The following is a 297-nucleotide window of genomic DNA, read 5'->3' on the forward strand; positions in this document are numbered from 1 at the left end:
AACTCCGTGCCAGCAGCCGCGGTAATACGGAGGATCCGAGCGTTATCCGGATTTATTGGGTTTAAAGGGAGCGTAGGCGGGTTGTTAAGTCAGTTGTGAAAGTTTGCGGCTCAACCGTAAAATTGCAGTTGATACTGGCGACCTTGAGTGCAACAGAGGTAGGCGGAATTCGTGGTGTAGCGGTGAAATGCTTAGATATCACGAAGAACTCCGATTGCGAAGGCAGCTTACTGGATTGTAACTGACGCTGATGCTCGAAAGTGTGGGTATCAAACAGGATTAGATACCCTAGTAGTC

At 48.8% G+C, this 297-nt stretch carries 1 rRNA gene; it reads left to right on the forward strand.

The features are described from left to right. Positions 1–297 (forward strand): 16S ribosomal RNA (locus KGF38_RS20190); the annotation flags it as partial.

The organism is Clostridioides sp. ZZV14-6387 (assembly GCF_020657835.1).
Lineage (GTDB): Bacteria > Bacillota > Clostridia > Peptostreptococcales > Peptostreptococcaceae > Clostridioides > Clostridioides difficile_A.